This window comes from Psychrobacter sp. PSi21 (assembly GCF_054960615.1).
On the sequence record NZ_JBHNYR010000013.1, the window covers coordinates 57,308 to 83,524 of the forward strand.

Consider the following 26,217-nt stretch of genomic DNA (forward strand, 5'->3'; position numbering starts at 1 on the left):
GGTAACGTATGGCGGATATGTCGTTAAGTATGCGGATCGGCGCTGTCGTAGACGGCTCGCTGAACCGTGTGCTGGGCGGCGTCAATCGTGACTTTGATCGCCTAGGTAGCAGTACCGCGCAATTAACCGCCCGCCAAGAGCGGTTGAACCGCATTATCACACGCGGCGCACAAAACGGCAGCCGTGATCTAACGCGCTATCGACGTGAGCAAGAACGGGTCACCCGCGCGATCGAAGAGACGCGGCGGGCACAAGAGCGCCTCAATCGCTCGGTTGAGCGTGGGCGGCGTATCGGTGAAGCGCAGCAGCAAGCAGGTAGTAACTTTGCGACCAGCACCGCTCAATTGGCGGCGTTTGCCGTGCCTGTTGGCGCGGCGGCAAAGTCAGCAATCGAATTCGAAACAGCACTAGCAGAGGTTAGCAAAACTGTCGTTTTCGGAGAGGGTAATAGTCTTGCAAAATTAGGCGAGGAGCTAAAAAAGCTCTCATTACAAATACCGCTGTCAGCCGTTGAGTTAGGTAGTATTGCATCAGCGGGTGGACGTCTGGGTGTTGCAGATGATCAACTCATCGGGTTCACTGAAACCATTGCAAAAATGGGTGTCGCATTTGATATGTCCGCCGAAGTAGCGGGCGACTCAATGGCAAAGCTGTCCAACGTCTTACAAATACCCATTGCTGAGATCGATCGCGTGGGCGACATGATCAATACCATCGCTAACAACTCACCTGCCACTGCTGCTGAAATTGTTAACGCCCTAGGCCGCGTCGGTAGCGCTGTTAGTAGTGCTGGATTTACTGAGCAGTTCAGCGTGAGTCTGGTGGGCGGATTGATCGCACAAGGTCGAGACGCCTCTGTTGCTAGTAGTGCTATTGAGTCGATGATTACGACATTCTCCGTACTTGACCGCGCTACTACTCGTCAAGTAGAGGGGTTTAAAGCACTTGGCACAACCTCTGATGAGTTTGCCAAAAGATTTATGCAAAATGGTCAGGCGGCAACCCAAGAGTTTTTTGACCTTGTCAACCAGCTACCCGTAGAAGAGCGTACAGGTGTGGTTTCAAGCATCATTGGTCGTAACTACGGTGGTGATATCTTAACACTCGCTAATAACACAGCACTGCTTGGCAATAACATGGATTTGCTCGGCATGAATGCCGACGGCAGTGCAAAATACCTCGGTTCAATGCAAAACGAATTTGAAAAAATGAGTGGCACGACGGCAAGTAAAATAAAGTTATTTAAGAATGATATAAACGTATTAGCAATAACTGTCGGCGATGCACTACTGCCCGCGCTTAATGAAATAATAGTTTCAGTGACCCCAGTCGTACAGTCGTTTGCAGCTTGGGCAAAAGAAAACCCTGAGCTGATAGCAGGCACGGTCAAGATCGTCGGCGGTCTGCTATTGGCCAAAGTCGCGTTTTGGGGCGTAAGCTTTGCCGTGCTATCCGTCATACGTCCTATTGCGTCGTTGGTCACCACATTTAACCGATTGCGGGCGGGCATCACTGTTCTACGCAATATGGCAATACTTGGTCAGTTATCACCGATACTCATGAAGCTTGGTGGTGCATTAAGGTTTGTCGGTGGTGTGCTACGTGCTATCGGACTTGCAGCGATGGCGAATCCATTATTTATCGCTATTGGGCTGCTGGCTGTGGCCGCGTATCTGATTTACCGCAACTGGGCACCGATTAAGGCCTTCTTTGTTGGCTTGTGGAATGGTCTTAAGTCTGCGGTCACACGCGGCGTTGGTGCTATTAAAGGCGCATTGGCAGGCTTTCAGCCGTTGGCATTTTTTAGCCGTGCATGGGCATCAGTTACTACTTACTTTGGCGCATTGCCCGCCCGTTTCAGACAGTTCGGTGTCAATATTATTCAAGGGTTAATCAGTGGCGTCCAAGTCAAATTTGGTGCATTAAAAGCCACTATTACCAATATGGGCGATTCAGTATCAGGCTGGTTTAAATCTAAACTGGGCATCAATTCACCGTCCAAAGTATTTACCAAATTAGGCGGCGGCATCCCTGAAGGGGCTGCGCTCGGTATTACTCAGCAAACACCGCTTGCACTAAAAGCCTCTGAGCAAATGGCAAAACGCCTCGCGCAAACGCAATACTCAAACAGTGTATTGGGTTCGCAGAGCTTAGGCGGTGGTATGAGCGCAGGCTCTATTAGCTTTAGTCCAACCATTAATGTGCAAGTGGCCGCGGGTGCTGGCGATGTATCAGGCCAAGTACAACAAGGGCTTGCAGCAAGCTACGCAGAATTTGAGCGGATGCTTGAACAGGTCGAGGGCAATAGACAACGGAGGGCGTTCGCGTGATTACTCATTTAGGTGATATCAATTTAGGCGCAGTACGCGGTGCTCATGGCCTGTCTCTACGCACAGGCTATGATTTTGCCAAGCACGAACGGCCACTAAATAAAGCCATTAAGCAAAAGATGGGCGCAAGGCTGGATGAGTGGCGTCTAAGCTTTAAATTGCACCATGCTTTTTGTGATCCACAAGTGGTTTTGGATAAGATTTTAACGACCTGCAATAAAGGCGAGCCAATGCCGCTGGTGTTTGACTATGTGGACTATAAAGGCTGGGTGACGCTTGATGATGTCGATGTCAACTATCAAGAGATTGCACCCAATGGCAAGCCACTAGTGATTACAGGCTCGCTCTCATTATCAGAATTTACAGGCGACACGACGACGAAACCTACCGCCCCTGCGGTACGTGATGACAATCAATCATTATCCAATCCTGTGCCCGTACAAACCGCTACCAGTGATAATGTCAGTGAGCTATTGCCCACGCGGCAACCGATGCAACATTTGGAGGATGCGCTTATTGCTCAGCATCGAGCGCGAGCACTAATACGCACATTAAGCAGTGCGTCCAGTGGTGACTTTTCTGCCATTAATAATGCCACGTCTATCGTAAATGGCTATTTTGCTAGTAACGACTGGACAGGCAATACCGTACCACCACTGCCGATCATTGATAGTAGTAACTATGGCAATTTGTCACAGATACTAAACGATCGGCAAGCGATCATGCTTGAGCTGACACGTAGTGCAGCAACGAGGCAATCACTATGAGTCAAATAGTCAAAGGCTATCTACAGCATATCTCATCAGATGGAGATAGATGGGACAGCTTATCTTATCAGTATTATGGTGATGCTACGGCTTACGCGCAGATCATAACCGCTAATCGTCATCTGCCAATCACAGCGATGCTTACGGCAGGTCAGATCGTCTTTATTCCTATTATTAATAAACCCAAAGCAAAAGGCGCGGACACTATACCACCGTGGCTACGTGATGATAGTAGTGAGGTGAGCGATGATTGATATGCCTGCGTTTGAGCTGCTGTATAACAACAAATCAGCCACTCACGACATTGCCTTGCATCTGCTTGATGCCAGTTATAAAGATACGCTAAAGGGCGAGTCTGATGAGCTGGACATCACACTAGGGGATACTGAGCGCAAGTGGATGGATGCGTGGTATCCGAGTAAAGGCGCAACGCTTAACTTTAAGATTGGCATTGAAGGCGATAGCGTACTTGATTGCGGCCAGTTTGAGATTGACGAGATTAATATCACTGATAGCCCAAATACAGTACGGATTCGCGCTCTATCGGCTGGGATTAATAGTCCGTTACGCACAGTGCACTATACGGCGTTTGACGATGTGCTGCTCGCTGATGTAATCGGACAAGTAGCGGCGGCTTTGGGTTATACGGTTGAGGGTAAAATTTACCCGCTGATGATTGAGCGTGTGACACAGAGTGAGACCGACCTTGCGTTTATCTATCGTCTGGCCAAGCAGTACGGCTATATCGTCAAAGTCAAAGGCAAGCGCCTTATCTTTAGCCGCTTAGATCAGCTTAAAACAAACAGCAGTGTCATCACCTTACATCGCAACCAAATTGATCGCGGTTGGGAGTTTCGTGACCAAATTCGCACGGTCAAAAAGGAGGCCGTTGTCGCACGCCAAAATCCAAAATCTAAACGCCTGGTAAAGTCACAATCTAAATCTAAAGGCAAAACATCAGCGGATAAATCAGTCAGTCGCGGTCAGGCCAGTACTGACTCAGTCGCTAATGCTCGCGCTGATGCCAATTTGACGCAAGACAATGACCCAAAAGCCATAGGTCGCTTGAGCAGTGCAGGTAATACCTTGCTTGTAGCTGGTGCTAATTTTGATTTAGTAGGTTTTGCAAGGTTTGATGGCAAATGCTTAATCAATACTGCCACGCATACTATTTCTAGGCGCGGGGGCTATAGTACAGGCATCGAATTTATAAGGCTTAGTGCATGAATATTGTCTTTGGACTGGTTGAAAACATCGAATATAAACCGCTACGCATTCAGGCAGTACTACCAGACATGGGTGATATCTTAAGCCCGTGGGCACTCGTGCTTACTGCACGTAGCCAAGGCGCAAAGACTTACGATCCGCCTGTAAAGGGTGAACAAGTCGCTTTACTGCTGTCTGACAATAATGAAACAGCCATTTGTCTTGGCTCTGTGATGAGTGATATCGACAACAGCCCAGCCGACGATCACCGTTATATCAAAAAATTTGACGATGGTACGCGCATCGAGTATGACAGCGCCGCGAGCTTATTAGATATTAGCGCTGTGGGGTCTATTCAAATCGTTTGCGATGGTGATTTCAATCTGACAGCCGCATCAGCCACTATTAACGCACCGACCACTATCAATGGTGACACGACTATTAACGGTATAGCCACTATTGTAAAAAACGCAGTCATTGCTGGTATCTCATTTATTTTGCACGGCCATACTGGTATCGAACGTGGCAGCAGCAAGACCGATAAACCCAGCTAATCCTTAATTTGCTATAAAATTAAGAAACTGCTTAGCCCCTTAATATAAAGCCTCTCCCCCAAGATAATACGATTACTCATTAGGTATAGGAGGCGATTATGTAGTGCTTAACTCATCAAAAATGAAAACCGAGAAGTGAGATACCCATAATACGGATGGCACATGACAAAAATCAGTAACAGCTTACATTGGCAGTCAAGCTTGAGTAGCGACGGTATTGTCGAAGGCTTCGCCGATGTTGAGCAAGCCATCCGTATTATTTTATCAACACCAAAAGGCAACGTACCGCACCGCCCAGAATTTGGCTGTGACGTACTGCCCTTAATTGACGGTAACTTTAACGATGTTGCCCCTTTATTTATTGCCCGTGCGACTGATGCCATATTGGCAAATGAGCCGCGTGTACAGTCGCTTAAAATTACCGCCCAGCAGTTCGGTGCGGCGCAAAGCTTTAGCGGCGCACTGTTTAATATCGCATGGACACCGATTGATAGCTTAATTCCGCAAAATATGACTTATAGAGTGTAACCGATGGATATTAGCAAGCTTGCCGAGCCAAACTTTATTGCCCGTGATGCAGATAAAATCACGGCTGAACTCGTTGCCAAATATGAGGAGTTCAGCGGTAAGCCATTATATCCAGCACAAGCGGATCGCTTGATGATTGATGTTATTGCCTATCGTGAGATGTTGATTCGTAGCGCTATTAATGAAGCGGCTAAGCAAAACCTGATCGCATTCGCGAGCGGCGTCATGCTGGACTACCTAGGTGACTTTTTTGGTGTGGTGCGATTGGATGCTGAGACAGATGAACAGCTGCGAACACGTATTCGCTTAGCGCCTGAGAGCTACGCCACTACTGGCAGCCGCCAAGCTTATATTTTTCATGCACTATCCACTGATGCCGCCATTATTGACTGTGAGGCGGTGCGTGGCACAAGTGGTAAGATTTTTATCTATATTTTAACGGCTGATGGAAATGCTAGCCCTGAGCTTATCCAAGCAGTACTGGACAATACCAGCGATGAAAAAAAGCGCCCCTTATCTGATCGTGTGGACGTCATCGCAGGTCAAGCATTAGATCTACACTTAAAAATCAAAGTGACGCCGCTTACCAGTGCTAACCCTCAGGTTGCGCTTGATAATGCTCGCGTCAACGCTCAAGAATTTGCTGATAAGCTCAAAGTAAAACTAGGGCAAGATATTGTACCTAGCCAAATTATAGACGCGCTAAGTGATGATAATGTCTGGCAAATTGAGGTAATAGCGCCTGCTAAACCCTTAATGGTAGAACCATGGCAATGGGCAAATGTTACTGATATCACGGTCACATTGGGAGCCGCGCAAAATGGCTGATTATGACGATAGCGTCTTACCGATGCCGTTACAGCAAACGCGGTTCATCGTATTAGAGCGCTTACTCAAAAGATTAGATTCACTGAGTCAGCATACTATTATCATGCTAACCGATCTTAATCCCGCAGACACATTACCATTCTTTGCAGATCACTTTAGCTTATTTGGTGATGGCTGGGAGTTTGCAGTCTCTGAAAACGACAAGCGCAAACTGATAAAAGAAGCGATTGAGATTCACAGGTATAAAGGCACACCATGGGCGATTAAGCGAGTGCTCAAGCTGCTAGGTTTTGGCGACTGTGAGTTGATAGAGCGAACAGGCTTCTTAGAGCATAACAGTGTTGCTAAGCACAACAGTAGCCACCGATATGGCTACGGCGGGGACTGGACACATTATAAGCTGGTAACACCACGATTAATGAGCATAGCAGATGCTGAACGCATACGTGTACTACTGATTGATGTTGCACCACTGCGCTGCAAATTAATCTCAATCAACATACCAGTGAACCACAATGGCTCGATTAGACATGACGGCACTTACAACTACGATGGAGTAATTGGACAATGGCGGTAGTTACTGAAAAACCAGTTTGGGAAGGTAGTATCCGACTCATCGACCCAAACGATCCTGTACAAGGCGGCGCAGGCGGCGTAGATAATGTACCGCACGAGCAGCTCGCCAATCGTACTGCCTACCTTAAGCAGGAAATAGAAGGTATTTACGGCGAACCGACTGAAGATGTTACTCTTGAATCACTACTAAAGCGCATTAAAGAGTTAGAAGAAGCCCCTGCTATTACCGTACCCGTTTTGCCAATCGGTGCAACATTCGAGACCACATTGGTTTATACATCAGGCCAGGAAGTAGCAGAGGCGATAGGTTATGGAGAGTGGCAACCGTTCGCAGAAGGTCGCGTAACCGTTGGGGTATCATCTAAAACAGATGATCCAGATTGGACTAAGGTTATTGGTTCTGAAGAGGGTGAGTATGAGCATCAATTGACACTTGAGGAGTCTGCAAGTCATAAGCACGCATATAACGCTAGCCATGAAAATAGCTCAAGTAATGATAATGATCCAGACGGATGGTTTGCAACTAATAATTCTCCGCCTGTCTCCAAGCATGAAGCCAGTGAGATGGATGGCAGTAAGGCTCTGTCCAGTGGAAGTGGCAATAATTTATTCTCAGCAGGGGGCGATAAACCCCATAATAACGTTCAACCATCAGTCGTCGTCGGTAAATGGGTGCGTACTGCATAGTAGCGCTCACATAAACATGCACAATCAAAAAGGCTCACTGATGATACAGTGAGCCTTTTTGATAAATCATACAAAGCGCCTACGCATTCGTATTTGTGTAATGCTGTTGCATACTGTGCAATAATATCCTAGCACATTTATAACGCAATTTCGGCAAAAATATAACGCGCGGCATCAGTAGATGGGCGCTTTTTTATCGGTAGTTTGCGCTATTGATTAGCGGCCTGCCATTTTTTCAGTATCTACGTGGTCATCAATCTTGACCACCATTTGAAGTACGTCAATGGCTTCGGCGATGGTATTGCATACCACCAAGCGCTCAAGGTCTTGCGCCTTCATAAACCCTTGCTCCGCGGTGTATTGCAAGTGCTCAATCAGACGGTCATAAAAGCCGTTGATATTGAGAATAATCATGGGTTTTTCATGCTGATACAGCTGACGCCATGTGGCAATCTCCATGATTTCCTCAAGCGTACCCAAGCCGCCCGGCAAGGTAATAAAGGCATCGGCATACTCTGCCATCACGGTTTTGCGGGTATGCATGGTATCGGTCAGATGCAGGCGGGTAAGGCTTTGATGGGCGATTTCATGCTTGAGCATAAAGGTTGGAATCACACCGACCGCCTGCGCGCCGTGCGTGGTTACCGCATCAGCCACCGCGCCCATCAGGCCGATGCTGGCGCCGCCATAGACCAGTCCTAAGCCATTTTCGGCCAACGCTTGACCCAAATCCTGCGCCGCTTGTTCATACACAGTACTGTTACCCAGTCTAGAGCCACAATATACGGCCACTAAAGGCATCTCTAGGCTGGATTTGTCGACCATTTTTTCGATCTGGGTGATGTCTTGGCTGGTAATGACATCGTAAGTCTCGTTGTTAATCGTACTTTGCATAGATGTTCCTTCGTTGTTATATCGGTTTATCGTGATTTTTATGAGGCGATTATTATTAGAGAGGTTCATTTTTACTTTAACACAAGCCATGCTATCACATAGTTGCTACAATTTATCATTCCCATTAGCGACTGGTAACCATACTAGGGTTAGGCTTGATACAATACATGGTACATTCGGGCATCAGCGAGCGCGTCATGGACAGCTGTCATCTAGGTATGGGGTTGACAGTTACCGATGACAATGCGATACAGACCCAAATCGTAAAGGCTTTTATAATAGCCACTGAGCGATAACCCACCAATAAGAGATGTCTATGCAAGCAGACCCCAACCAACCACCACCAAAACCTGCGTTGATCCGTCGGATACTGGGCGTTCTGATCAAAGCCACGCTGGTACTGGCGCTGTTATTTGTAGTGGACAAGCTACTGCCCAGCATAAGTCAGCAAACCCAGTCCTTCGTGGTTGCAAAATGGCAACAGCTCAGCTTACTGCAACAGGAGCCACCAAGTGAAAACAGCTTGCCAAATCCGCTGATTGATCGACCGTTGACCGATACATGGGGCGCAGCACGTAGTGAAGGTCGCTCTCATGAGGGTATTGATATTTTTGCACCACGTGGCACACCGATCCAGAGCACCACACGCGGTGTGGTCAGAAAGGTGGGCAATGATCGTTTGGGCGGGCGCGTGGTCGTTGTTGTTGGGCCGGGCGGTGTGGGTCATTACTATGCGCATTTAGAAGATTATGCAGATATTAGCCCGAACGATTGGGTCAATGCGGGGGATGTCATTGGCTACGTTGGTGACAGTGGCAACGCCAAAGGCACACCGCCACATGTACATTACGGCATTTATATTAATGGTAGTGCTGTCAACCCTTATCCCCTACTAATAAAAAATGACTAGGCATCACCAGTTTGGACCAACCAAACCTAGCATGGTAACGGATCACTTAAATGACTTAGGAGGGCGGCTTGTGCTGCATGCTGGTTTGGCGCGTAGTATCCTTGATCGCAGGGGGCTTGTGCACACAAATACTATCCGCCGCAAACAAAATACTAAAGGTCGAGCCTTCGCCTTCAGTGGACTCGATATGTAGCGTGGCTTTGTGTTGATAGAGCACATGCTTGACAATGGCCAGACCCAACCCTGTACCACCTGTGGCGCGGCTGCGGCCACTATCAACACGGTAAAACCGCTCGGTCAAACGTGAGATATGCTGGGGTGCAATGCCAATGCCATCATCAGTGACTGAAAACTCGCAGCCATCGACGGTCGCATCCCAACTGATATGAATATGGCCGCCTTTGGGCGTGTATTTGATGGCATTGACCACCAAGTTGAGCAAGGCGCTGTTTAAATACAGCTCAGCGCCATAAAGATTGTCCTCAGTACCGATATCAAGGGTGATGTTGTGACCGTATTCTTTGTTATAAACGAGCGCGTCATCATACAGCTGGCTCAGCAGCTTATGCATGTCAATTTCAGTCAGCTCAGGCTTTTCTTCATTCTCTAGTCGTGACAACAGCAGCAAGTCATTCACAATGCTGTTCATCCGTGCCGTTTGCTGCGTCATCAGTGCCATGCCACGTTGCCACTGCGGGGCGATGTCTGGCTGGTCTGAAAAGGTTTCTAAATAGCCCATCAATACGGTCAGCGGGGTACGCAGCTCGTGCGAGACATTGGCAACGAAGTCGCGGCGCATTTGCTCTAAGTGCTGCAGGCGCGTCACATCATAGATGATCAGCAGCTTTTCACCACCAAAATGGGTCACTTCGCATTTAAGATAGCGGCCTGGTGTTTTCCATGAGACCAAATGAATACCATTGTTGGGCGCGGCGGTGGTTTGGTAATACTCGCGAAACTCAGGCACGGTAATGAGATTAAAGATACAGTTGCCCTGATCGCTGGACTCTAAAGACAATAGGTTTTCTGCGGCTTGGTTCCACCACTCCAGCCCATCGGTGTCATTTAACAAAATCACCGCGTCTTGTAGCGCCAATAGTGAGCTACGAATTTTTTTGACCAGTCCCATCATTTTTTGTTGGGTGATTTTTTCTTGCTGGCGGTTTTGGTAGAGCTGATGTGCCACCACGCTCAGGCCGCCGAGCATGTCAGGCGGTGAGGTATTGGTGGGTTTTTTGACCCATTCATCAAAGGTATGCAGCGCGTACATGCGCCAAAAAATATACAGCAGTAGCGCAATGATGATACTGATCAGTAGATATGATGTGTATAAACCCAGCGCCACGCCCACAGCCAGCGAAAACAGCAGCCAGCGCAGATCTGCCAGCAATAACGCGTAGCGGTGCGTTTGCTGTTGCTCGTCGTCTTTTGGCGTCATCATCAGTTGCTACTATGCCTCGCTTTCGCTCATATTCGAAAAGCGGTAGCCTGTGCCGCGTACCGTCTGGATCAGACCAGCACAGTCATAAGGCTGAAGCAATTTGCGCAAGCGGCGAATATGGACATCAATGGTGCGATCTTCAATATAGACATTACCGCCCCACACTTGATCGAGCAGCTGAGTGCGGGTATAAGCGCGGTCTGGGTGACTCATAAAAAACGCCAGCAAGCGGTACTCAGTTGGGCCGATATCGATCACTTTACCATCAGCACTGACACGCTGGCTTTTTGGGTCAAGGCTCAGGCGCGATACGGTGATCGGCTTGTCAGCTGAGAGCGCGCTACTGCGGCGCAGTACCGCTTTGATACGTGATACCAGCTCGCGGGTCGAAAAGGGCTTGGTAATATAGTCATCCGCGCCCGCGTCTAAGCCGTGCACTTTGTTGTTTTCCTCACCTTTGGCGGTGAGCATGATGACTGGTATCTCAGAGAGCAAGTCATCTTTTTTGAGCATACGGCAAAAATCGATGCCGCTTTTATCGCCGGGCAGCATCCAATCAAGCAAAATCAAGGCAGGACGATGATCCACCACTTGCTGATGCGCCTCAGAGATATCCGCCGCCTGCAAACAGACAAACCCTGCCATCTCTAGTGTCATCACAATCATCTCGCGAATTGCAGGTTCATCCTCAACGATTAAAATCTGCTCACTTTGCATACGGCTGCCTCATGGTTTGGGTATAAAAAACGATAAATACTCGCCACTATGCGCTTATTAAACGGCCTTTTTATGACGACTTGATGACAATTTGACGGTATCACACTTCTAACAAAAAATTCAGGGGGCCATCATTGGCACTCTCAACCAACATAGTAGCACCAAACTGTCCGCACGCCACCTGTGGGTACTGCGTTTTTGCATAGTCGGTCAGCGCGGCAAACAGCGCACGCGCTTTATCTGGTGCCATAGCCTCTTCAAAGTCAGGACGGCGGCCCTTGTTGGTCTTAGCCATCAAGGTGAACTGCGATACCAATAAAAGCCCGCCACCTGCTTGCTGTACGTTATAATCCAGTAGCCCTTTTTTGGCAGGATCATCATGGTTTTCAAAAATGCGGTAAGTGAGTATTTTGTCAATCAAACGCTTGGCGGCTGCAAGGTCATCATCATGCCCCAAACCAATATAAGCCAATACGCCGTGTTCAATCGCACCAACGACGTGTCCCTCGACCGTGACGCTGGCATGACTGACGCGCTGGATCAATGCTTTCATAAATTATCTCCTTAACAGATTGTGGTGGTACAGGCAGCCAACCCGCGTGATAATATAAACTTATCTGTACGTATTTTGATGCGCCGCCATCGGCGTTTATATTAACCTTTACTTTGGTAGCCTTGTTATGACCTTATTTACCACGATCCAGCAATTTGTACCACAGCAGCAGTTGAGCGAAGTGGCTGGGCGCTTGGCCGCCAGTCGCCATCCCTTAGTCAAACGTGCGTTTATCCGTAGTTTTGCCAAAGCCTATCATGTTAAATTAGATGAATATGAGCGTCAAAGCCTCAATGCGTATGACAGCTTTAATGACTTTTTTACCCGCGAGTTAAAAGACGATGCGCGTATCATCGACCCCACGCCAGATGGTATCGTCAGCCCAGCGGACGGCGTCATCTCTCAAATGGGTCAGATCGAAGATTACAAGCTGCTCCAAGCCAAAGACCGTTACTATGACATCGGCCAGCTACTGGCGGACAGTGATGATGGCAGCTACTTTGCCGATGGCAGCTTTGCTACGGTTTATCTTGCACCCAGCAATTATCACCGCGTCCACATGCCGTTTGCAGGTACGCTAACCAAAACGCGCTATGTGCCCGGCACGCTTTTTTCAGTCAATACCACCACCGCAGCCAACATCCCTGACTTGTTTGCGCGCAATGAGCGCTTGGTGTGTTTGTTTGACACCGCTTATGGCAAAGCGGCCGTGGTGATGGTCGGCGCGATGATCGTCGCTGGGATTGAGACCGTCGCGACGGGCAAGATCAGCCGCAGCCCCGACATCCAAGAAGCCACGCATGACATACTATTGGCACAAGGCGATGAGCTGGGACGCTTTTATTTGGGCTCAACAGCGATTGTGATATTACCAAAAGCCGCTGGGGCCATGTGGCAGGTCGATCTGGCACCAACCACCCCAGTACAAATGGGTCAACTGATGGGTATGACCAACCTCGTGTAACCCTCAAATGGCTCTCAGTAATGCACGCTCATCGGCGGCTGGTATGGCGCGGATTGATCATGATTGATACCGAAAATGAGTATGGATGGGGTACTTAAATAAGATATTGGTCTCTTGCGTACCACGGCCAATATTGTGGATGATCAGTGGCGTGCCATCATAGGCGCGCTTGTCTGAGACAATACCAACGTGCGGCAAGTTACTGTCAGGCAACCGCCATGTCACCACATCTCCTGCTTGAAAACTCTTTACATCTGTCGTTGATAACGACTGTCCATGACGGGCAAAAAATGTCTCAAGATTGGGCACGCGGCGATGGTCGATATTTTTATCGGTTGATTTTAGCCCCCAGATTTTGGGGTAAGCAGACCAGTTCTGTTTCATGTCGTGATTGACCAACTGCTGCAAGTCGATATTTTGTAAACGATAGGCACGAATGACCACATCCGTGCAGACCCCCGTCTCTATTGGCACGTCACCACGCGGGAAGTCCAGCTGACGATAAGAGGGATCATAACTGGTAGTAACACCGATTTGCTTTTTGGCATCTTGTGCCAATTTACCACCATTACCAATCGTCTCAGCCGCCTGCGTGAGCGGTGCCAAGCTGAGTAGAACCATCATGGCCACCGAGGTTGCCATGCCTTTACATAGGCGAGTTGCGCTCATAAAATCATCTCTTGAGTTCAAAAATAGTGACAAACAATGTCATGGCTTTGCTGGGTTAAACAGCATCGGCTTACGCATCGATCAGCCATCCTTGCTTGGTCGCATAGTCAATATTGTGTGATAGCCACTTATGAATGGGCGGAAAACTGTCGTGGATAAACGCATGAGCACCCTCGACCTGGCTATGCGTGACCCCAAGCTCACGCCACGTTTTGCCCTCGGTATTTAAGTTGAGTAAAAACGGCAATAAGCGATCCACCACTTTGAGCAGCTCGGTCTCCTTGCTCTTGCCAGTCTCCTGCGCTTCCCAAACCGCGCTCAAATCCGTAATACCATTGCCCCGCTCGCGCTGCAATCTGGCCATGCCCGCACGCTCTTCAACATGCGCGTCCCCGCGCGTCGCAGCATACAAAAATGTATCGCCAGCATCAATCTCACCCAAGTCATGTACCAGCGCCATCTTCAGCAGCTTTTCATGATTGACGTCTAATGTAAACAACTCAGCGATTGACCAGCAGGCCATGGCCAAATGCCAAGAATGTTCGGCGGCGTTTTCTCGCCGCGTGGTCTGGGTCACGTAGCTGCGACGACTGACCCGTTTGAGGGCATCCAGCTCTAATAAAAAATGAGTGACATCATCGATATCAATGCTTGAGTTGGCTTCACTTAATGGCATATATGTTTTCAACTGTTTTTAAATAAAGATAAACAAATGATACCTTGTTAAGCGGCAGAAAAAATAGCGCTTAACGAATTAAGCGCTATCTTTTTGACAGTGGCGGTCACAGAGCAGAACCGCGCGGCGCTGAGATCAGGTGGCTATTTGATCAAATTGCTGATGGTCTTAAACGCAGGGTCTTCGCTGCTGCGGCACAGCTCAAATAAGATAGACTCCACAGTAGTCACCACAGCACCTGCGCGGCGGATACGGCGAATGGCTTGTTTTTTATCATAAGGAAATCGTGAGCCAATGGCATCGGCAATAATCACTGGCTGCATGCCGTTATCCAACAAATCAAGCGCCGTTTGCATCACGCAGACATGCGCCTCAATACCATACACCAGCACCGTACTGCGGTTTTGCTGTGCCAGATAGTGCCATGAGTCATTGTTGTCACAGGCGCTAAAGGTTACTTTGTCAAAACGGGTGCGGTTGGAACCCTCTAATAACTCAAAAATCTCAGGCAAGGTATCACCCAGACCCTTGTTATATTGTTCATTGAGCATAATGGGGATGCCAAGTGCTTGTAGCCCTTGCGTCAATGTGGCGATTTTTTTGGTGATGGCTTCGTGGTCATAGATGTGCGGCATGAGGCGCTCTTGCACATCAACCATCATGGCTTGGGTATTTTCGCGGGCAATGCGATAAGTGCGGTGGGTAATCATGGAAGGCATAATACACTCCTTGTACAGCGGCGTGGATGGATGACGCTGATGACCAACATGTTCATTCATGGCGGCGTCATTAAGCATTTTTGTTATCAATAATTATGACTGCTTGCTTATCATTTAGTCATACTTTGTTTGGTACGTCAATGAGGATATCTTTTCGTTATCAATAATATAAAAAGGCCTCACAATAAATGTAAGGCCTTTCCATTTCGATTGAATAATTTTAGATTGTTTAAATTTAAATTTGACGACCAAACATGCATCACATAGCCATCTTATCTAAATACCATTCCTCCATCCGTCAAGATGGTTTGTCCAGTGATATAATCAGAGTCTTCTGATGCTAAAAATGATACTAAGTTGGCAACATCATTGGGCTGTTGTGGACGACCAACCAAAATCCCGCTCGTAAATTCTTTCCATGCTTGCTTAGGTTCATAGCCTTTATGGTCAACGAACGCTTGGTCGATGCGCTCCCACATCGACGTGTCAGCGACCCCAGGACAATAAGCATTGACACGAATATCATACTTCGCAAGCTCTTTAGCCGTCGCATACGTAAATGCACGTACCGCAAACTTACTGGCACAATAAAGGCTCAACATCTCATAACCTTCATGACCTGCAATACTACAAGCATTGATAATCTTGCCAACACCGTCTTGGGTTTTCATTTGTTCAGCAGCCGCTTGTGTACCAAAAATGACCCCTTTGATATTGATATCAAGTACCCGATCAATTTCTGATTCTTCAATCTCTAAAAAAGGAGACACCGACTCTACACCGGCGTTATTAACAAAGACGTCTAGGCGACCGAATTTGTCTACCGCATGTTTCGCCACCTTAAACTGATCCTCACGATTGAGCACATTACCTACTACCGCGCTAACGTCAAAACCCGCATCAGACAGCGTTTTCTCCGCCTTTTGAAGGTTTTCTTCATTGATATCATGTAGCACAACTTTGAAACCGTCATTCGCTAACCGTGTCGCAATTGCATTGCCCAAACCGACTGCTGAGCCGGTGACTACTGCCACTTTTGTAGATGTTGTTTTAGATTCTTGAACGTTCTGACTGTCTGACATAATCGACCTCATATTATTATCGTTTGTTTTTCTAAATAAAATAGCTCGTCTGTGTTATCACTACTGACTCACATAGTGCACATTGTCAGAATATCATAGACAAATGCCCTTCATTAAGAGCTGATACTCTTTTAAACAAATCTAAGAACGGGCAATACATAACAAGATATTGGCTTTTTTACACCCGCTCAATCACCGTCGCAATGCCTTGACCAAGGCCGATACACATCGTCGCTAGACCGATTTCGGTATCCATCTGCTCCATGGCGTTGAGCAAGGTGACGGTAATACGCGCACCTGAGCAGCCGAGCGGATGCCCAAGAGCGATCGCGCCGCCATTGATGTTAACGATGTCTTGCTTGTCTTGCAGGTTCAATGCTTTGAGCACTGATAGGCTTTGCGCGGCAAAGGCTTCGTTCAGCTCGATGGTCTGGATGTCTTCTAGACTCATGCCAGCACGCTTCAATGCTTTGTTGGTGGCTGGGACAGGGCCATAGCCCATGATCGCCGCATCACAGCCAGCAATCGCCATACTACGAATACGGGCGCGTGGTTTGAGTCCCAAGTCTTTGGCTTTTTGGGCGCTCATGACCAGCATGGCAGACGCGCCATCAGACAGTGCTGATGAGGTCGCAGCAGTGACGGTACCGCCTTTTGGATCAAAAGCAGGGCGCAGCTTTTGCATCTGCTCGATGGTCGCATCAGGACGGATCACTTCATCAACGGTACACAGCTGCAAGCGGCCTTGTTCATCATGGCCTTCGATACCGATGATTTCATTATCAAAACGACCTTCGGTGGTAGCTTCCCACGCACGGCGATGTGATTCGAGACCGAAAGCGTCCTGCTCTTCGCGGGTTACGTTGTTCATGCGTCCCAGCATTTCAGCGGTGAGACCCATCATGTTTGAGGCTTTGGCATAGTGCTTTGACGCTGCTGGATTGAGATCAATGCCATGCATCATGCCGACGTGACCCATGTGCTCAACACCACCGATGATAAAGGTGTCGCCTTGGTTGGTCATGATTTGTGCAGCTGCGGTATGCAGTGCTTGCATGGACGAGCCGCACAAACGGTTAACGGTCTGTCCGCCTGCGGTTTTTGGAATGTCGGCAAGAAGACCGATATTGCGGCCAATATTCATGCCTTGTTCTAGGGTTTGATTGACACAGCCCCAGATAATATCTTCGATATCATTGGTATCAAAGTCGTTACGTTCTACTAACGCCCGTACCAGCTCGGCCGACAGACTATCAGCACGCACATGACGGAACATACCATTTTTTGAGCGGCCCATGGCCGAACGGACGCCATCGACGATGACCACATCTTTTGGACTTAATACTGTCATTTTATATTCCTTTTCATTTGTTATTGTTGGCAGCAGCGGCGCTTATGGATAATGTGATAGATAACCCTGCTCCTACTTCATATAGGTACTTAATATAGGTACTTATCAGCGGTTTGTTGTCTCATTGCCCTGCTTACTGCCATAATTCCGTTGCTTTTTACTTGGCATGATGGCCTTTATCAATAGCGCTTAAAACGCTTAAGCTACTGGATAAAAACACTCACCATTTGCTGCCATGTCGCGAATCTTTTGCGGGGCTTCATAGGCTTTGCCAAGATGGGCGTATTTGTCACACAGTGCCAAATAGTTATCCAGACCGAGCTGGTCGATATAACGGCAAGGGCCACCGCGGAACGGCGGGAAGCCGACGCCCATAATCATCGCCATATCGGCCTCAGCAGGCGTGCTGACGATGTTGTCTTCTAGGCAGCGCACGGTCTCATTACAAAATGCCAGCATGGTACGGTCAATGATGGCTTGGTCATCAAAGGCTTGAGTGTCGCTATCGGTGGTGGCTTTGAGCAGCTCATAGGTAGCCTCATCAGCGACTTTTTTGGGCTTACCGCGCTTGTCAGTTTCGTACTTATAAAATCCAACGCCGTTTTTCTGACCCAGACGCTCGTTCTCGTATAGATGCTGGATGGCACCTTTATAGTCAGGCTTCATACGATCAGGGAAGCCGTCTGCCATCACTTCTGCACCATGCACGCCCGTATCTAGACCGACCACGTCGATAAGATAAGCAGGACCCATCGGCCAGCCGAACTTTTCCATGACTTTATCTACGTGGGCGAAGTCAGCACCTTGCTTGAGCAGTAAGTCAAACGCGCCAAAGTATGGGAACAGCACGCGGTTGACCAAAAATCCTGGGCAGTCATTGACCACAACAGGCGTTTTGCCCATTTTGCTTGCCAGCGCGACGGTGGTGGCAATCGCTTCTTCAGAGGATTTTTCACCGCGAATCACTTCAACCAGTGGCATGCGGTGCACAGGGTTAAAAAAGTGCATCCCCACGAAGTTTTCGGGACGCTCCAGCGCTTCTGCTAGATAAGTGATCGAAATCGTTGAGGTATTTGACGCTAGGATACAATCGTCTTTGACCAGCCCTTCGACTTCTTTGAGTACGCTGCGTTTGACATTTGGGTTTTCAACCACTGCTTCGATGACGATATCGGTTTCGCCAAAGTCGCCATAGTTGAGCGTCGGACGGATACGGCTGAGCGTTTCACCCATTTTTGCTGGGGTCATTTTGCCGCGATCGACCATTTTGCCCAGCAGTTTGCTGGCTTCACCCATACCAAGGTCTAATTGCTCAACCTTGATGTCTTTCATGATGATCGGCAAGCCTTTGCTGGCTGCTTGGTAAGCGATACCGCCGCCCATGATACCTGCGCCTAAGACAGCCGCCTCATTGATATCATGTGCTTGCTTGCTGTGTTTTTTGGCCAGTTTTTTGACCATCTGATCGTTTAAGAACAGACCGACCATGCTTTCTGCTTGCGGGGTTTTCGCCGCCTTAGCAAAGCCTGCTGCCTCAACCTCAATCGCTTTATCACGGGGCAGGTTGACGTGTTTTTCAATCGCTTGGATGGCGATAGCAGGTGCGGGGTACTGCTTGGGATTGGCTTTGGCAAAGATCATCCCTTTGGCGCTATTAAAGGCCATAGCCTGTTCTAATTGGTTTAGCTTAATGGGGTTGAGTTTTTCTTCACGCTTGGCTTGCCAATCAAGTTCACCTGAGATACATTTTTTGACCAAGTCGATCGCCGCATCTTGTAAGTCATCAGCAGGAACGGTGGCATCAACCAAGCCGAGTTGTAATGCAGCCAATGGTTTTTTCGGTTGACCAGTGGCAATCATCTCTAGCGCATTGTCCACACCGATTAGGCGTGTGCTACGAACTGTACCGCCAAAGCCTGGGAACAGACCCAACTGACTCTCTGGCAAACCAATAATGGCTTTTTCGCTCATCACGCGATATTCACACACCAGCGCCATCTCGCAGCCGCCGCCAAGCGCCGCACCATTGATGGCCGCAACTTTGGGGAATGGTAAGTCTTCAAAGCGATTGAACACTTCATTGATATCAATGATCCAATGCTTGATATCATCTTCTGGCTTTTTAAAGGCCGCGACAAACTCGGTGATGTCAGCGCCCGCGATAAATACGCCTTTACTTGAGGTGACGATCAGCCCTTTGACATCGTCTGCTTGCTCAAGCGCGCTGACCGCGTCGCCAAATTGCTTGTTGGTTTCGGCGTCGAATTTGTTGACGCTCTCATTTTCGGCATTGAATTGCATGTTGGCGATGCCATCCTCTAGCATTGTCACCGTGATGCGATTTCCTTGATATACCATGTGGAACTCCTTGTTGTATGATAAAAGCGATGTGATAAACGTGGTAAAAACTGGACTTATGCGGTGCTAATCCAGCACTTGTTGTTGTTATAAACCGTGTTGTTATAAACCGCACCAAGCCATCAAAACGCCTGTTTTGATCTTGCTGACTGAGTACGGCAACGCGTGCTAAATAGTAGCAGATACGAGCGGCATCAAAGCAAACCCCGCATCCTGTAAGCGCCTGCGTACAAACCCCACTAACGTCAATTAGTGTAGGGATTATGGCAGTGACTGTCACAAGCTAAAGCCAGACTCACAAGTCACTATCTATTGTTTACCGCACCTAAGGCCTGCTTTATGTCTCAGCACAGCGCCGCCGCAATAACCAACAAGTGTCAAAAAAAACACGCAACCTCATCAAAACATATTCGCCGTGTAAGTTAAATCACCAATGCGTAACCAAAACCAACAGCGCACATACGGTAGCGGCGAGCAACCCGCACTATCATGCTACACTAGCCATATTTTTACGTTTTCTTTGATCACTTTGATAATGGGTTAGATTATGACTGCCTCTTTGACGCTGCGCCCTGCGCCGGTAACCACGTTTTCGACCGATCATGACGTCCTGCGCGCGCAGCTGGGACAAGATATCGAAACCCTCCTTGAGTACGCGCAGCTGCCAAATCCCCTGCTGGATGCCTGCCATTATGTGATGACCGCCCAAGGCAAGCGGGTACGTCCGTTACTGGTAATGAGCAGCTTTAGCAGTGTGCACGCCGCGCAGCCAGACACCGTCGCCATCACTGAGGCACATTATGATATGTGCCGCCGCGCTACCTTAGCAGTTGAGCTGCTCCATACTTATTCACTGGTGCATGATGACTTGCCATGTATGGATGATGACGAGCTCAGACGCGGACAGCCAACCGCTCATATCGCCTTTGATGAAGCGACAGCGCTGCTGGCAGGCGATGTGTTGCAAACTTTGGCTTTTGAAGTATTGACTGCGGAGATGCCAACCTTCGCGCCGTTCGACACCGCTATCGCAAGCCAGTTACTCGCGATATTTGCCCCGCGCGCACGGCGCATGGTGTCAGGTCAAATGCTCGATCTCAATGCCGAAGCCAATAACGACATTGCACAAAACGATTTGGAAGCCATCCACCGTGATAAAACAGGGGCGCTCATTGAGGCGGCGATGCTCATGGGCGGCATTTGTGCGGGCGCAACTGCCCCGCAGCGCATGGCATTGCAAGAGTGCGCCCAGCATATTGGGCTGGCCTTTCAAGTTCAAGATGACGTACTCGATGTCACGATGTCGACTGATGCGCTGGGCAAACCTGCAGGTAGCGATGAAAAGCTGGATAAATCTACCTATGTCAAACTCATGGGCGCTGATGGTGCGACGAGTTATGCGCAATCGCTGTTTAATGAGGGACGCGCCGCTATCAGTCGTGAGCTTGGCGACACTCAAGACAACATTGGCAAAAACAATGACGCGTTATTGGCATTGATTGAATGGTTATGGGCGCGTAAAAAATAAGACTTTTTTAATACTCGTCTATTGTTAATCTATTTGATGATGCCTATATCAACTATAGCAAAACCGCCATAACGATTAACGACAACCCTTAACCATAATGAATCCACCCTATGAGCACAAATTCGCCATCAGATCCTGAGCCGTCACATCGCGACGCCCACCATGCCAGCGCGCACGATCACGCCAACTATACGCCAGATATTGGCTCACAAACGGCTGAGAGCTTCGCTGAAGCGGTAAAAGGTAAGACTGGCTTGAACCGTATTGTTAAAGCCGCAGGTTTTTCGGCAGATGGCTTTATCGCTGCTTATAAAAACGAAGCGGCGTTTCGGCAAGTGCTTTGGCTCAATTTGGTATTATTGATCGTGCTGATCTTCATACCGTTTACTATTCCTATTAAGATGGCGCTACTGATTGCCTCGTTTGTCTCACTCATCACCGAGCTGTTTAACACAGGGATTGAAGCGAGCGTCGATCACACCTCCACCGCCAAGCACCCACTGGCGAAAATCGCCAAAGATGTTGGGTCAGCCGCGCAGTTTTTGGCATTGGGCTTGTTGTTTATCTTATGGCTGATGGCGCTGTGGTCTTTGTATTGACTTACTTGCAGCTTAATAGCCATCTGTTTTTATCACCTGATTATCGTGAGTGGTGACTTATGACCTCGCAAGCAACGCCCAGCCCGCGTATCTACCTTGGCACTGGCGGCTATAGCGATACTGACTTGCTCGGTACGCTGTATCCGCAAGGCACCAAAAAGACGGATTTTTTGCGTGAATACGCCAAGCAATACGGCGCAGTCGAAATTAATAGCACATTCTATGCCCCCATTGGTCAAAAAGCCTTTTCAGGTATGGTGGATAAAGCCTATGCGCAAGCCAATAGTGAATTAAAATTTGCCGTCAAACTGCATCAAGACTTTACCCATGCGCGCAAAGGAACAAGCGATCATGCACAGGCCTTTCTAAATGCCTTATCTCCACTTATCGAAGCGGATGCGTTAGCGCCATTATTACTCCAGTTCCCGCATGGCTTCGATCGTACTCGCGAGCATCGCCTCTACTTAGCAGAGCTTGTCAGCTGGTTTCAAGACTACCCACTCGCCATTGAGTTTCGTCACAACGGCTGGCACACGCCGCAAGTCATTGATAGCTTTGCACAGCAAGGCTTGATTTGGTGCAGTGTCGATTATCCCAAAGTTGGTGGATTGCCACCATCACGTCTGATATTCACTGAGCGTACTGGTTATTTGCGGATGCATGGCAATAACCTGAACTGGTGGGATGCGATGAGCGCGGCTGATCGTCATGATTATCGCTATAGCGAGGCGGAGATGCAGGATTGGGCACAAGCGATTGCCAATCAGCTTCAGCACTTTGACACGCTCTATATTTTCTTTCAAAACACCGTCAATGCGCATGCGTATTATAATATTGCCATGCTGCGTGAGGCGCTGGGAAAGCTTGAATTTGAGGTGTTGTGATGCTGATAAACCTAGCGAACTTGTTTGGTTTTTCTCGGTCTCAAAAAGAACCAAAAAATGAGCAGATAAAATCGATCCAACTGTTACAAACGATGCAATGGTCAAGATTATGTTGGGATGAAAACTGGGAAGAAATAATCCAGCTAGACAGCTTACTACCAAAAGTCGGTCAAACCTACCCTATAAAGCTTGATGAGAATGAAGACTATGCAGAGGAAGGACATGCATACCTGTTATGGTTACCGCCTCACTCAGAGCTTAATGGGTGGTACGATAAAAGACCATCTGAAATTCTCAAATCCTATGTATTGGAAGGTACTTTGTCTAATGCCGTCTCAAATTATGAAAAACGCGAGTATTTTTTTGATTTTCAGGTTATAAGCCGCAGAAGGCTAGTTGATTACTTTGTTAGCATTCATAAAATGTACAGTGTCTACATACCCTACTTTCTAAAATATAAAGGCAATTTGGCATCAGATTGGGAAAATGCTCAATACCTTGAAAAATGCAAAGTAGGAGACTACTTGTATTTACATGGGGTCAAATCAGAATCTAGCTTAGAAGCTATATTTTCTTTTAAAGAAGACAGCTTTTGCCTGCATTACTCAGCAATTCTACATTATCCTGCTGACTATGAAACTGTTGTTACAAGGTATTATTTGGATAGCCAAGAGCAGAAATTGTTTAGAAAATTAATAGCAAAAGCGAGTGAAATAACCGATAACTCAATGGATTCACTAAAAGATAATCAAATTTACGGTGCTGAGTACTGGTAGGATGCTATGAATGTCAGCACTTTGACACGCTTTTACCCGATAGCCATCCACATCACTTATCCAGTAGTATTCGTTTACTGTATTAATATCATCAATCATCTTGGGGTCACCATCACTGCATATGGACTCACTCAGTCAAATTGTCTTAGGTGCTAGCGTCCAAGGGACGATACTTGGCAAATACCAAGGCCGTAAAGCCTACTTATATGGGGCGATGTTAGGCACGCTACCTGATTTGGATGTACTCATCAGCTACCCCGATCCCATCAGTGACATGACCTACCATCGCAGCTTTAGTCATTCATTACTCGTCTTGACCGCAGTGGGTATCATCGGCGCGTGGCTGCTTAGTCGCTATCATCACTGGCGCGATATGCCGCTGCCCTATTCCACGCGGCGCTTAGCACTCGCCATGACGCTAGCTTTGACCACCCATCCGATTTTAGACAGCTTTACCGTCTATGGCACGCAGCTGCTGTGGCCGCTACAAGACCCGTTACAGATTACCCCGATCAGTATTGCCTCCGTCTTTATCATTGATCCACTCTATACCCTGCCGCTCCTTGCAGCCCTGATTGTGGGACTTATTAAAGGGTGCAAACTTGCGGTATTTAAGTCAGGACTGCTGGCTAACTGTCAACGCTTTGCCCTGTGGATGCTGCTGCTTAGTAGCAGCTATTTACTGCTCGGCTTAGGCTTAAAATACCATGCACAGTCCCAAGCTAAGCAAACTTTGGCAGCGGCTAATATCCATACCACGCGCCTTAAAACCATGCCTGTCTTACCGACGATCCTTATGTGGCGTACCGTTGCCGAAGACGATCAAAATAGATTGATCGAACTCAGAGGCAGTGTCTTAGACAGCCGCTTGCCTGAATATCGCTACCTAACGCAGTACGACAACACGCAGACGCTACGGGCAAACCTGCCAGCGCAAAGCCGACCTTATGCCGAGCGTCTTGATTGGTTCTCAGGTGACTGGACAGGATATCGCGTCCAAATGCCACTCGCCACTTCTATTACTAGCGATGCAGCCGAACAGCTGGTCGTTGATGATTTGCGTATGATGGCAGGTGATACGGCGTTCTTTAGTTTTGTATTAGCGGATAAAGCCAATGACAGTGCGCAATGGCAAGCTATCACACCGATAGATGCACCTGTTATCAAAGTAGATAACGAGCCTACGCCATCACGCTTTGAGCTGATTCAGCAAGGTTTTAGACGGGTGTTTGATGAGTCGATGGTGGATGGAGATAATGGCTGGAAAGTAGTTGAATAAAGTTGGTCATTAGTGGTGACAGGGATAGGGTTTTTGGAGTAAGGTTGATGCTCATTCTTCTTATGATATTTCGATGTTGCGAGAAACGTTGAGTAAGTTTGAGGTGTTGTAATCCAAAGTTCAAACCCTCTATAAAGTAATATTTTATACATTGCCAATTTCTGGAGTCTCAAATGATACCAAGGTACAAAGATAATAAATTTCAATGTCCTAATTGTAATACTATTGCAATTCAAGAATGGTTTGATGCTAATGAGGCTGGCACTACAGCTATGCAAATTATTAACCACCTCTATTTAGACTATAGATCAAGCGTTAATGTTACTGCCCAACAACATATAATTAAATTTTTAAATAAAGTTGACAACAATTTTCAAAATCATCTTTATCAGTTTATACCTAAGGGTTTCTCAATAGCAACCTGTGCATCGTGCGAAGAATCCACTTTGTGGATAAACGAAAAGATTATTTACCCGAAGAAAACTACGGTTCCATTACCTAATGAAGATTTAGATGAAGACATAAAAGTTCTTTACCTTGAAGCTTCAACTATCTTAGTAGATTCGCCAAAAGGTTCTACAGCTCTTTTGCGCTTAGCTCTTCAAAAATTATTGAAGCAAGTAGGTAAAAGTGGTAAAAACATTAATAGTGATATAAAAGATTTAGTAGCAGAAGGTTTAAGCCCTAAGATACAGCAAGCTTTAGACTTACTAAGAGTAGTAGGAAACAATGCCGTACATCCTGGGCAGATAAATTTAGATGATAATGCAGAAGTAGCCGAGAAGTTATTTAGTATTTTGAACTTTATTGCAGATGAGCTAATTACTAAGCCAAAAGAGCTAGAAAGTTTGTATGCAGACTTAATTCCACCTGATACACAAGAACATATTAGGACTAGAGACCAAAAATAGTATCTAACAAAAAAGGACACCCACCGTGTCCTTTTCTTATCTCTAATAGCCTTACACCTATCACCCAGAATTAGGCATATTCACCACCTTAACATACCAACCTGCACTCACAAACAGTAGTACCGCCAGCACAGCGCCAAACACTTCTACCGCAAACAGCATCTGCCTTATCGGTTCTGCCGAGTGCGGGAAGATATTAGTGATACCTAGTACATACACCACAAAAAACTCCAACGCGAGTAGTAGCAGTATATTACCGCGCATCGCTTGGCCGTCGAGTCCCGAAAACAGTTGCCAGATACTCAGCACCCCAAGGGTAATCAAACACACCGTAAACAACGTGATGACTATTGGCGGGTAGTCGGGCATTGAATAATCAGAAAAGCCGCGCGTTTTCGTCATCATACTGAGTATCATCACGCACAGATTC

28 protein-coding genes are annotated in these 26,217 nt (G+C 47.6%); 17 read left to right on the forward strand and 11 right to left on the reverse strand.

Annotation, left to right across the window (positions count from 1 at the left end):
* The first annotated feature begins 8 nt into the window (after window positions 1-8).
* From ACFI32_RS10150 to ACFI32_RS10190, 9 genes are all read left to right on the forward strand, one after another.
* Window positions 9-2,330, forward strand: a complete 2,322-nt coding sequence (locus tag ACFI32_RS10150; RefSeq protein ID WP_462626474.1) for a phage tail tape measure protein — start codon at window positions 9-11, stop codon at window positions 2,328-2,330.
* Window positions 2,327-3,097: a phage tail protein gene (locus ACFI32_RS10155; RefSeq protein WP_462626475.1), complete on the forward strand. Its 771-nt coding sequence runs from the start codon at window positions 2,327-2,329 to the stop codon at window positions 3,095-3,097. The genes ACFI32_RS10150 and ACFI32_RS10155 overlap by 4 nt, the downstream gene beginning before the upstream one ends.
* On the forward strand, window positions 3,094-3,351 hold the full coding sequence (locus ACFI32_RS10160; protein WP_462626476.1) for a tail protein X: 258 nt from the start codon (window positions 3,094-3,096) through the stop codon (window positions 3,349-3,351). The genes ACFI32_RS10155 and ACFI32_RS10160 overlap by 4 nt, the downstream gene beginning before the upstream one ends.
* Window positions 3,344-4,324: a phage late control D family protein gene (locus ACFI32_RS10165; protein ID WP_462626477.1), complete on the forward strand. Its 981-nt coding sequence runs from the start codon at window positions 3,344-3,346 to the stop codon at window positions 4,322-4,324. Before ACFI32_RS10160 ends, ACFI32_RS10165 begins: the two co-directional genes overlap by 8 nt.
* The gene (locus tag ACFI32_RS10170; RefSeq protein ID WP_462626478.1) at window positions 4,321-4,857 is read left to right on the forward strand and encodes a phage baseplate assembly protein V; all 537 of its coding nucleotides are present in this window, start codon (window positions 4,321-4,323) and stop codon (window positions 4,855-4,857) included. The genes ACFI32_RS10165 and ACFI32_RS10170 overlap by 4 nt, the downstream gene beginning before the upstream one ends.
* 162 nt (window positions 4,858-5,019) lie before the next feature.
* Window positions 5,020-5,385: a GPW/gp25 family protein gene (locus tag ACFI32_RS10175; protein WP_462626479.1), complete on the forward strand. Its 366-nt coding sequence runs from the start codon at window positions 5,020-5,022 to the stop codon at window positions 5,383-5,385.
* Between the two features lie 3 nt (window positions 5,386-5,388).
* Entirely contained in the window at window positions 5,389-6,213 is an 825-nt protein-coding gene (locus ACFI32_RS10180) for a baseplate assembly protein (RefSeq protein ID WP_462626480.1), read from the forward strand.
* Window positions 6,206-6,790 (forward strand): phage tail protein I, encoded by a 585-nt coding sequence (locus ACFI32_RS10185; RefSeq protein WP_462626481.1) that lies wholly within the window; start codon window positions 6,206-6,208, stop codon window positions 6,788-6,790. Before ACFI32_RS10180 ends, ACFI32_RS10185 begins: the two co-directional genes overlap by 8 nt.
* A complete protein-coding gene (locus ACFI32_RS10190; RefSeq protein WP_462626482.1) occupies window positions 6,781-7,476 on the forward strand; it encodes a phage baseplate protein in 696 nt (231 codons plus the stop codon). Before ACFI32_RS10185 ends, ACFI32_RS10190 begins: the two co-directional genes overlap by 10 nt.
* Window positions 7,477-7,692: 216 nt before the next feature.
* On the opposite strand, the gene ACFI32_RS10195 is transcribed toward ACFI32_RS10190, so the two are convergent.
* Window positions 7,693-8,370 (reverse strand): LOG family protein, encoded by a 678-nt coding sequence (locus tag ACFI32_RS10195; protein ID WP_462626483.1) that lies wholly within the window; start codon window positions 8,368-8,370, stop codon window positions 7,693-7,695.
* Between the two features lie 316 nt (window positions 8,371-8,686).
* Here ACFI32_RS10195 and ACFI32_RS10200 point away from each other — a divergent pair, with 316 nt between their 5' ends.
* Window positions 8,687-9,280 (forward strand): M23 family metallopeptidase, encoded by a 594-nt coding sequence (locus ACFI32_RS10200; RefSeq protein WP_462626484.1) that lies wholly within the window; start codon window positions 8,687-8,689, stop codon window positions 9,278-9,280.
* Window positions 9,281-9,335: 55 nt separating this feature from the next.
* On the opposite strand, the gene phoR is transcribed toward ACFI32_RS10200, so the two are convergent.
* The 3 genes from phoR to dtd form a co-directional block, all read right to left on the reverse strand.
* On the reverse strand, window positions 9,336-10,721 hold the full coding sequence (gene phoR / locus ACFI32_RS10205; RefSeq protein ID WP_462626485.1) for a phosphate regulon sensor histidine kinase PhoR: 1,386 nt from the start codon (window positions 10,719-10,721) through the stop codon (window positions 9,336-9,338).
* A 9-nt stretch (window positions 10,722-10,730) separates the two neighbouring features.
* A complete protein-coding gene (gene phoB, locus ACFI32_RS10210) occupies window positions 10,731-11,438 on the reverse strand; it encodes a phosphate regulon transcriptional regulator PhoB (RefSeq protein ID WP_462626486.1) in 708 nt (235 codons plus the stop codon).
* Window positions 11,439-11,538: 100 nt separating this feature from the next.
* Window positions 11,539-11,991, reverse strand: coding sequence for a D-aminoacyl-tRNA deacylase (gene dtd, locus ACFI32_RS10215; RefSeq protein WP_462626487.1), 453 nt, complete (start codon window positions 11,989-11,991; stop codon window positions 11,539-11,541).
* A 127-nt stretch (window positions 11,992-12,118) separates the two neighbouring features.
* Here dtd and asd point away from each other — a divergent pair, with 127 nt between their 5' ends.
* The gene (gene asd, locus ACFI32_RS10220) at window positions 12,119-12,955 is read left to right on the forward strand and encodes an archaetidylserine decarboxylase (protein WP_462626488.1); all 837 of its coding nucleotides are present in this window, start codon (window positions 12,119-12,121) and stop codon (window positions 12,953-12,955) included.
* Window positions 12,956-13,012: 57 nt separating this feature from the next.
* Here asd and ACFI32_RS10225 read toward each other — a convergent pair whose 3' ends face one another.
* From ACFI32_RS10225 to fadB, 6 genes are all read right to left on the reverse strand, one after another.
* Window positions 13,013-13,624 carry a DUF1287 domain-containing protein gene (locus tag ACFI32_RS10225; protein ID WP_462626489.1) on the reverse strand — a complete coding sequence of 204 codons (612 nt, stop codon included), beginning with the start codon at window positions 13,622-13,624 and terminating at the stop codon, window positions 13,013-13,015.
* Between the two features lie 70 nt (window positions 13,625-13,694).
* A complete protein-coding gene (locus tag ACFI32_RS10230) occupies window positions 13,695-14,300 on the reverse strand; it encodes an HD domain-containing protein (RefSeq protein ID WP_462626490.1) in 606 nt (201 codons plus the stop codon).
* A 143-nt stretch (window positions 14,301-14,443) separates the two neighbouring features.
* On the reverse strand, window positions 14,444-15,079 hold the full coding sequence (locus tag ACFI32_RS10235; RefSeq protein WP_462626491.1) for an isochorismatase family protein: 636 nt from the start codon (window positions 15,077-15,079) through the stop codon (window positions 14,444-14,446).
* 212 nt (window positions 15,080-15,291) lie between these two features.
* A complete protein-coding gene (locus ACFI32_RS10240) occupies window positions 15,292-16,101 on the reverse strand; it encodes an acetoin reductase (RefSeq protein WP_462626492.1) in 810 nt (269 codons plus the stop codon).
* 178 nt (window positions 16,102-16,279) lie between these two features.
* The gene (gene fadA / locus ACFI32_RS10245; RefSeq protein WP_462626493.1) at window positions 16,280-17,452 is read right to left on the reverse strand and encodes an acetyl-CoA C-acyltransferase FadA; all 1,173 of its coding nucleotides are present in this window, start codon (window positions 17,450-17,452) and stop codon (window positions 16,280-16,282) included.
* Between the two features lie 198 nt (window positions 17,453-17,650).
* Window positions 17,651-19,810 (reverse strand): fatty acid oxidation complex subunit alpha FadB, encoded by a 2,160-nt coding sequence (gene fadB, locus ACFI32_RS10250; RefSeq protein ID WP_462626494.1) that lies wholly within the window; start codon window positions 19,808-19,810, stop codon window positions 17,651-17,653.
* A gap of 547 nt (window positions 19,811-20,357) precedes the next feature.
* Between fadB and ACFI32_RS10255 the strand changes: the two genes are divergently transcribed.
* The 6 genes from ACFI32_RS10255 to ACFI32_RS10280 all read left to right on the forward strand — a co-directional run bounded on the left by ACFI32_RS10255 (window position 20,358) and on the right by ACFI32_RS10280 (window position 25,787).
* The gene (locus ACFI32_RS10255) at window positions 20,358-21,338 is read left to right on the forward strand and encodes a polyprenyl synthetase family protein (protein ID WP_462626495.1); all 981 of its coding nucleotides are present in this window, start codon (window positions 20,358-20,360) and stop codon (window positions 21,336-21,338) included.
* A 200-nt stretch (window positions 21,339-21,538) separates the two neighbouring features.
* Complete coding sequence (locus ACFI32_RS10260; RefSeq protein ID WP_462626523.1) at window positions 21,539-21,937, forward strand: diacylglycerol kinase; 399 nt, start codon at window positions 21,539-21,541, stop codon at window positions 21,935-21,937.
* Window positions 21,938-21,996: 59 nt separating this feature from the next.
* Entirely contained in the window at window positions 21,997-22,821 is an 825-nt protein-coding gene (locus tag ACFI32_RS10265) for a DUF72 domain-containing protein (protein ID WP_462626496.1), read from the forward strand.
* On the forward strand, window positions 22,818-23,597 hold the full coding sequence (locus ACFI32_RS10270) for a hypothetical protein (RefSeq protein ID WP_462626497.1): 780 nt from the start codon (window positions 22,818-22,820) through the stop codon (window positions 23,595-23,597). Before ACFI32_RS10265 ends, ACFI32_RS10270 begins: the two co-directional genes overlap by 4 nt.
* 121 nt (window positions 23,598-23,718) lie before the next feature.
* Window positions 23,719-24,876 carry a metal-dependent hydrolase gene (locus ACFI32_RS10275; protein WP_462626498.1) on the forward strand — a complete coding sequence of 386 codons (1,158 nt, stop codon included), beginning with the start codon at window positions 23,719-23,721 and terminating at the stop codon, window positions 24,874-24,876.
* 173 nt (window positions 24,877-25,049) lie between these two features.
* Complete coding sequence (locus ACFI32_RS10280) at window positions 25,050-25,787, forward strand: DUF4145 domain-containing protein (RefSeq protein WP_462626499.1); 738 nt, start codon at window positions 25,050-25,052, stop codon at window positions 25,785-25,787.
* Between the two features lie 60 nt (window positions 25,788-25,847).
* Here the strand turns inward: ACFI32_RS10280 and ACFI32_RS10285 are convergent, their stop codons facing one another.
* Window positions 25,848-26,192 carry a hypothetical protein gene (locus ACFI32_RS10285; protein WP_462626500.1) on the reverse strand — a complete coding sequence of 115 codons (345 nt, stop codon included), beginning with the start codon at window positions 26,190-26,192 and terminating at the stop codon, window positions 25,848-25,850.
* Window positions 26,193-26,217: the final 25 nt, after the last annotated feature.